General features: G+C 53.4%; 7 protein-coding genes, 1 tRNA gene and 1 pseudogene. 3 read left to right on the top strand and 6 right to left on the bottom strand.

Going from position 1 to position 6905, the window contains the following annotated elements; translation table 11 throughout:
- Positions 1-374 precede the first annotated feature (374 nt).
- Complete coding sequence (locus tag B5F27_RS15505; RefSeq protein WP_087368969.1) at positions 375-1148, top strand: type III pantothenate kinase; 774 nt, start codon at positions 375-377, stop codon at positions 1146-1148.
- A 123-nt stretch (positions 1149-1271) separates the two neighbouring features.
- Positions 1272-1348, top strand: a tRNA-Arg gene (locus B5F27_RS15500).
- 201 nt (positions 1349-1549) lie between these two features.
- Here B5F27_RS15500 and B5F27_RS15490 read toward each other — a convergent pair.
- The 4 genes from B5F27_RS15490 to B5F27_RS15475 all read right to left on the bottom strand — a co-directional run bounded on the left by B5F27_RS15490 (position 1550) and on the right by B5F27_RS15475 (position 5179).
- Complete coding sequence (locus B5F27_RS15490; protein ID WP_087368967.1) at positions 1550-2848, bottom strand: helix-turn-helix domain-containing protein; 1299 nt, start codon at positions 2846-2848, stop codon at positions 1550-1552.
- 90 nt (positions 2849-2938) lie between these two features.
- Entirely contained in the window at positions 2939-3163 is a 225-nt protein-coding gene (locus B5F27_RS15485) for a hypothetical protein (RefSeq protein WP_087368966.1), read from the bottom strand.
- Between the two features lie 14 nt (positions 3164-3177).
- Positions 3178-4860: a hypothetical protein gene (locus B5F27_RS15480; RefSeq protein WP_087368965.1), complete on the bottom strand. Its 1683-nt coding sequence runs from the start codon at positions 4858-4860 to the stop codon at positions 3178-3180.
- Positions 4850-5179, bottom strand: a complete 330-nt coding sequence (locus B5F27_RS15475) for a hypothetical protein (protein ID WP_087368964.1) — start codon at positions 5177-5179, stop codon at positions 4850-4852. The genes B5F27_RS15480 and B5F27_RS15475 overlap by 11 nt, the downstream gene beginning before the upstream one ends.
- A gap of 256 nt (positions 5180-5435) precedes the next feature.
- Between B5F27_RS15475 and B5F27_RS15470 the strand changes: the two genes are divergently transcribed.
- The gene (locus B5F27_RS15470) at positions 5436-5705 is read left to right on the top strand and encodes a helix-turn-helix transcriptional regulator (RefSeq protein ID WP_087368963.1); all 270 of its coding nucleotides are present in this window, start codon (positions 5436-5438) and stop codon (positions 5703-5705) included.
- A 119-nt stretch (positions 5706-5824) separates the two neighbouring features.
- Here the strand turns inward: B5F27_RS15470 and B5F27_RS15465 are convergent, their stop codons facing one another.
- Positions 5825-6568, bottom strand: coding sequence for a hypothetical protein (locus B5F27_RS15465; RefSeq protein WP_087368962.1), 744 nt, complete (start codon positions 6566-6568; stop codon positions 5825-5827).
- A pseudogene (locus B5F27_RS16865) lies at positions 6556-6905 on the bottom strand (hypothetical protein); the annotation flags it as partial. The gene B5F27_RS15465 and the pseudogene B5F27_RS16865, both read right to left, overlap by 13 nt.

Below are 6905 nucleotides of genomic sequence, written 5' to 3'. Positions count from 1 at the left end.
GCTTGCGTCCTGTATGAATTACTTTTTGGAATTTTAAGTGTTTCCAACACTTTAAAGGTTCCGTTACAAGTATTCGATATTGTTCAATTTTCAAGGTCCTGTCCGCTCAACCTTTCGGCTGGCGACCTGTTTATTTTACCACAGCGTTTCGAACTTGTCAAGCACTTTTTTTCGAAGTGTTTTTCAGTTCTTTTCGCTTTGTGGGCCGCCCCGTCAGGGCGCTCACATATAGTACTACCTTTCCCTCTTTTTGTCAACCCCTTTTTTCAACTTTTTTCAGGATTTTGTTTTCACTTGCGATTTTGCCTGTCTCGTCGTACAATAGAGGCAGGTTCTTATCTATTATATATAGGAAGTCATAAGAGAGGCCTGCCATGATTCTGACCGTCAACATCGGCAACACCCATATCACCGTCGCCGCTTATATAGGAGGCGTCCTGCATTTCTCCGGGAAACTGTCTGCCGCTTCTGCCACATCGGATGAATACGCCATCCGTCTGATCCACCTTCTCACCCTGCACCACGCCGACCCCCAGCAGATTGAGGGGGTCATTCTGGCCAGCGTGGTGCCGGCTCTCACCGGGAAGGTCATCGCCGCCCTGCGGATGCTCACCTCGGTGCGGATCATGACGGTGGGCCCCGGCCTGAAAAGCGGCCTCAAGCTCCGTCTGGACCAGCCCGCCCAGCTGGGCGCCGAACTGCTGTGCGGCGTGGTGGCGGCCATGGCCGAAGGTCCGGCCCCCATGGCGGTGATCTTCTCGGACACCGCCCTGTCCATTATGGCGGTCAACGCCCAGAAGGAACTGGTGGGCGGCGTCATCCTGCCTGGCCCCCAGCTCTCCATGACCAGCCTGGTCCAGAACACCGCCCAGCTGCCCCAGGTGGATCTCACCGCCCCGGCTCCCGCCTCAGTGCTGGGCAAGAACACTTCCGCCTGCCTCCAGGCCGGCCTGCTGCTGGGCACCGCCTGCCTGCTGGACGGTCTGGCCGACCGTTTCCGGGCCGAACTGGGCCCTGAAACCCGCTTCTATGCCACCGGCAACCTGCCCGCCAACCTCCGCAAGGCCTGCCGCACCTCCATCCTCTACCGGGAGAACCTGGTGTCCGACGGCCTGTACCGCATCTGGCTGCGGAACCGCAAGGGGTGACTTCGTCCTATATATAATAGAATGCAGGGCGGTTCCATCGACCGTTCCCGCCAAAAATTCCATTTGCATTTTGCTCCAAAGTATGGTATACTCTTTGATGCTGATGGTTTCATCAGCTCATGTGCGGTCGTAGCTCAGCTGGATAGAGCGTTGGACTCCGACTCCAAAGGCCAGAGGTTCGAATCCCCCCGGCCGCACCACAAAAAACACCCTGCACCTTCAAAAAGGTTGCCGGGTGTTTTTCTTTTTGTCTTTTAAAAATCTATAAAATTCAACTCGCGTTCAACAAGAGCCTTTTGGCCGCGTCGTTCAGTCTTTCTTGCGGAACAGATTTTCCAAAATTTCCGCGCTCCTGTGGTCGGCCTGTTCTATAACATGGGCGTAAATGTCGCTGGTGGTGCTCACCTGGGCGTGCCCCAGCCGTGCCGAGATACTGACGCTGTCCATTCCATTATAATATAGTACACTAGCCATCGAATGACGGAAGGCGTGGGGGTTGATATGAGGCAGGCCGTGGCGCTGACTGAACCGATCCAGCCAGGTATTGACCGAATCCGGGTGCATGGGTCCTCCGTCCTCTTGGGCAAACAGGAATCCCCTGTCCTGGTAGATCCCTTCAAGGCCTTGATCTCCTCCTCCTGCCAGGCCTTGTACTTTCGCAACAGCTCTATGGTGTCAGGCGGTAAAGCAATGAGGCGCCGTGACTTCGCCGTTTTGGGGGTATCCTCATAGATCCCCACCTTCGGCACATAGAGGACATTGTTGTCGATTAGGATGGTATTTTGTGCAAAGTCCACCTTGTCCCATTTCAGGCCCAACACCTCCCCTCTGCGGCAGCCGCTCATCATCAGAACCATCACCAGTGCCCGCCACTTGATAGGCTCCCCTTGCAAAGCCTCACAGATTTTCAGCAATTCTTCCGGCTGGAAGTGGTTGACCTCCTTCCGCTGGAGCTTGGGCAGTGTGGCCCGCTTGGACACATTCTGAGGGATCAGGCCTTCTTTTACGGCCTGTTCCAGCACCATCGAGATCAGTCGGTGATAGTGCTGTACTGTGTTGGCAGACAATGTATGTAGTTTCTTCTGCGTGTCAAACACCTCGTTGACATCCATCCCCAGCTCCTTGCTGAGCGCAATGGCCGTTTTGGCTGGAACGGGGTTGCCCTTTACTGCCGAATACACTGTATTAATGGGCACACCCGCGCCCTCAGACAGCGACTTTCGGGTCATCTTTTTCTCTTTCAACAGATCAGCCAGCTTCCGGGAACACGCTGTACGCTTCTCTATGCCGGAGCCGTCCTCTTCCAACTGGGCATAGAAGCGGTTCAGATGGTCGGGACGTATATCCTTCAGGAGAATATGCCCGATCGCCGCATAGATACGCTTAGTCATCGCTCGATACCCTTTGATGCTTGTTTTCTTGGTGCCAGTACGGGCCTTTTGTTCCAGTACATACTCGCAGTACTCGTCAAAGCGCTGCCGGTTATCACTCACCAGACCATTCCGGACTCGATCTTCCAGGGTGGCGGCGTAAGCCTCCGCCTTTTTTCGCGCGCTTTTTTCACTCCAGGTAGGCTTGACCTCAAAGGTGGCGGTGAAGGGTTTGAGCTGCTTGCCGTCCTGACTGCGGCCGCGATAAATGCGGATCGAATAGGATATCAGTTTGCCGTCTTTGTCCCGGCGTTCCTGTAAATTGGCCATTGACAAGATTCTCCTTCCAGAGTTTTTTTATAAAAAGGACTCCCGCCCTCAGACGAGCGGGAGCCACAGATGTTGAACGTATCAATGTCTTTATGCGGCGGGCTCCGGGCTGCAGCTGCCCTTGATGTAGGCCAGCACCTCGTCATAGAGGATCAAAGCCTTTTTGCCGTGATAGAATGCGTGAATCGCTCCCGCTTTGACCAGGCTGCGGAGGGCGGTTTCACTGATCAGATAACCTTCTTCCTGCAGCCGCTGGTAGATGTCGTGGATCGAGCCAAACCGAACCTGGTTGGATGCGTATTTACTGCGTTTCATAGAATAGACCTCCTTCAGATGTTGTAGGCCTCTGCGCTTTTCTGAAGAAGAGCAAAGCTCAATTTCAGACAGCGTTTGCCGTTGATTCTTGCGTGGGCAGAACGGTGTTCGCTGGTGTCTCCAAGAACACCTTCCCGCCTCAAGTTCTTGTTCATTTCCTTGATCGTTGAGATGGAATGCGGCGTATGCTCCTGAAAATATTGCAGCAGCATCGAGGGGCGTATATAGAGCGCGTCCTTCTTCAGCAGACCGCAGTTCTTGATGTTGACGCCCTTTTGATCCGTGACAACAGGGAACAGATTGTGGGAATAACCATACAGGATATACCAACTTAGATTGCCTTTTGGGTTTTTATTGGTAAGCCTCTCGCATTGGAGTGCCTGCTGGCTCAGGATTTGGTTCAGGATTTGCTCTGCGGCCGCAGACGCTTGCTGATGGTATGTGTTGGTAATGGCTCCTTGCTCCTCAGTGAACTGAAAGAACAGTTCCAGTGCCCAGAGGACCAGGAGACCGTTCTTCGCCAAACGTGGATTGCGGTCGGCCTGAACATTTGCCAGAAGCTGCTGCAATTCCTTCAGCTTCTGGTCGAGCTGCGGCAGAAGCCACTGGATAAAGGCATAGAAGACCGTTGCAGCCACAGTTCGCTCTTCTGGTCGTCCGTCTTTCATTTGGCAGTCGATGGGTACCAGGACGCTCCTGGTGATATCCGATGGATTCTGGAGCATGAATTCCCCGGTAAAAGCGACGCCGGCCTTACAAATCTGTTGCTCGATCTGCTTTTTCTCATTGATCCTGGCTCGTCCCGTGTCATTGGCGGCAAAGCGCAGGATACTCGCGAGAAGGTCCTGGCGCTTGCGCTGTTCAGCGGGACTGCCGCTTTTGGCCAGGTCATCCACCAGAACAATCTGGTCCCGGAAATCGCTGACCTGTAAGACGATGGAGGCAAAAGTGGAATTGGCGTCAAATTGTCCCCAGAATGATCCCGGTTTCTGGCTCTCTTCATAGAGCAGCATATAGCGCTGGGCGACGGTGGTCTTGCCGAGGTTTTGACCTCCGATAATTCCCAGAGACGGAAAAGTGGTCATGTCTGCCCCTGATAAAACAGATCGCAGGCTGCCAACAATGGTAAAACCCCAGACGGGAAAGAGAATGTTCCGAGATGCTTCGAGGCGCTTGCACAATTCGATGGTGGCAGCGACAGGAGAAAGCTCAGGGTCTCTGGCCAGATGAGCCAATTTGACTTCCGGCGCAATGACATAGTCTATACCGGGCGGTATTCCCAGAACTGTATCCCCGGCCACGTAAAGCCAATATCCGTTGGGCAGGCGACAGAGCCTGTGCTGCCGAAAATTCAAGGGCATGGGGGCCTGGCTGTCTTGGGGTTTTTCCTGGCAGTAGGCCAGAAGGGCCATGTCCAGAAGGTAGCGGGACGAACTCACAGCGTAGCATGTGGAAATCTGCTCTAGGATTTGATTGGTCAGTTCTTTCTTGGCGAGGTCCAGCCAGGCTTCCCGGATGTAGTTCTGATTCTTGATCTTGATACGGGCCATGATAGGACTGGCATCTGGACCTTTAGCAGGGTCAAAATACAGCTGGGAGTCTACCGGCGCAAAGTTAGCAATCAATTTAGGCATTTTGGGGTTAGTAAGGAGGAACGACTGCCCGTTTACAAAGTCAACAGACCTGTCAAGATTCATTTTGGTTTTCACCTCCCGAGCATTCGCCGAGTTTTCGGTCCAAATCGGGGTAGAGCAAGTGAATCAATTGGCGGTGGAACTTCAGCTCACAGGCAAGCTCATAGCTACGCTGCCGCTCGGCTGCCAACTTCTTATCAGCTTTACGTTTGTATTTCAGTTCTGCACACTTGGATTCAGCCTTTTTACGCTTTGCTTTCTCTTTTCCCACCTTCTTTTTTGCCTTCTTGTCATTATGGTGGTCCTTCTTGTTCACAGAGAGTGCAGATGATTCATGAGACGGGAAGTCAGAAAGGGGGGAAATAGGTTCATAATTATTCATCGATTGACCTCCTTATTGAAATGTGATATAATAAAATAGATAAAAGCATATATACACGAGATGTCGTGTATATATGATACGGCGTTTTTAGGGATAAGTCAAAAGAGTTTTACGAAAAATAATATATTTTACGAACTGCAAAATTTTGCCGCTAGATTTTTGTGGTTAGTGCTGAATCCTCCTGTGGAAAGGAAAAGATGCTTCTCTTCTCGACCCGTATGCAGTATTACAGATTCAGCGGCAGGGAGAACGACAAATGGCGATTGTATACCGTAAAAATATTTTAAAAGCGCTCAAAAAGAAGGGATATAGTACAGCCCGTCTTCGTAAAGAAAAGATTCTTTCCGAAAGTGTGATTCAGTCCTTGCGGGATGGAAAATATATCTCTCTTATGAATATAGATCGTATTTGCCAACTTCTGGATTGCGAAATAGAAGATATCGTCAAAAGAGTAGACGAAGATGGACGCGATCGCCAAGGAAACTATATTCTGTCCTATAAACAATTCGATGACGATGACAATTAAAAACAGAAGACAAACAGAAAAGCCCTCCCGGCCGGGAGGGCTTTCAGTGTTTTCAATGGTTTTTATGTATGCGGAGTTGGTGCCAAGCTTAACTTTGGCATAGGGTAGATACGAAAACTTTATCCTGCCGCCTCCAGCTTGGGCATCGCCTCACTGGCCTTCACCGCCTCCATGAACTGGCGTGCAAAGGCTTTGGAGCTGGCGGCCTCTTCGGGACTGAGGGCGCTGACTGCCTCAAAGTGAAAGAGGGCATAGGGCTTGCCTCCCCGGCTGGTAGCCTTCTTGAGGGAGATCCGGGTAACCACCCCGTTCAGCGGGGTCAGGGCGCTGGTGAGCCGGGCGGTGTACCGGAGGAACAGCCCTTTGCTGGTCACCGGCACCCGCACCAGCAGGGGCAGGACATTGCCCGGCCGCAGCAGGAACAACAGCACCGACTCCTTGCAGGCCTTGGCCCCTGTCTCGCCGTCCTTGGAGCCGTAATCGTTAAAGGGGCAGCGGGCGCAGGGCTTGCCGCTCTCCGAGACAAGGCTGTTATGGCTGAGGCAGGTGGGCGGCGTGCCCTCCACCGGGTCGGGGGTATCCCAGTAGGCCCGGGGCAGGGTGTAATCCAAGATGATCCCGGTCAGCTCTTTTTCTGCCTCCTCACCAGTCAGACCCGGCACTGTAAAGACGGTGGAGCCGCCCGAGGGCGACTTGACCACGTCGAACATCTGGTAGGTCAGAGGTTGGTCCTTCAGGTTCTCGTGGATTAGATCCAGTGTATTGTTGTTCAGGGCCAGGTAGTCCGAGGACGGCAGAGCCGGGGCGGTCTGCAGGGTCTCGACTTTGGCGCTCAGGCGGTCTTTCAGGTTCATCTGTTCCATGTGACAAGGTGGTTCCCGGCTGTGCCGGTTTCGTGGTCGCCCAGCATTTCCTTCAAGAGGTTTTCGGCTTCCTGTTTCCGCTCGGTGAGTACCTTGATCTGCTGGCTGGCCTCGTCGTACTGCTGCACCAGGGCGGCGGCGTTCTCAGGCAGTGCCACGGTGGAACGGGGCACACTGCTGGGAAACCGCTCGGCCAGGAACCGGGCCGACGCGCTGGAGCCGTCCAGAGGCGGCGGAGTCTCGCTCTGGACGTGCTGCCAGAAGTCCGCTTCCAGCTGAACCAGAAGGGCAATCACTTCCTCATCCCGGGGGATGAACTTCCAGCGGAAGGTGTTGC

Origin of the sequence: Faecalibacterium sp. An192, from assembly GCF_002160175.1 — a bacterium.
GTDB lineage: Bacteria > Bacillota > Clostridia > Oscillospirales > Ruminococcaceae > Faecalibacterium.
This window is presented reverse-complemented; position numbering and strand designations above follow the sequence as displayed.